Source organism: Actinomyces sp. HMSC065F12, from assembly GCF_001814535.1.
GTDB classification, from domain to species: domain Bacteria; phylum Actinomycetota; class Actinomycetes; order Actinomycetales; family Actinomycetaceae; genus Pauljensenia; species Pauljensenia radingae_A.
Genome location: NZ_KV817027.1, coordinates 5491 through 5736, shown reverse-complemented (window position 1 = coordinate 5736; position 246 = coordinate 5491). Strand labels below are relative to the sequence as shown.

General features: G+C 58.9%; 1 pseudogene. It reads left to right on the top strand.

Annotated features, from left to right (window positions below):
- Nucleotides 1-246: pseudogene (locus HMPREF2975_RS13125) on the top strand (DNA polymerase); the annotation flags it as partial.

Here is a 246-nt window from a genome sequence, read left to right as displayed (position 1 = left end):
TTTACCCGTATGCCGAGCACCCAGACTTCGAGCTGCTCCTGTTCGGCTATTCGATTGACGGCGGCCCGATCGAGGTGGTGGATCTCGCCAACGGACAATCTATACCCGACGAGGTTCTGGCGGCTTTAGTTGATCCGTCCGTCGTGAAGTGGGCGCATAACGCCGCCTTCGAGCGAGTCTGCCTGTCTGCCTGGCTACGCACTCATCATCCAGAGCTTCTCGCTGATGGGTTTCTTGGCCCAAGGC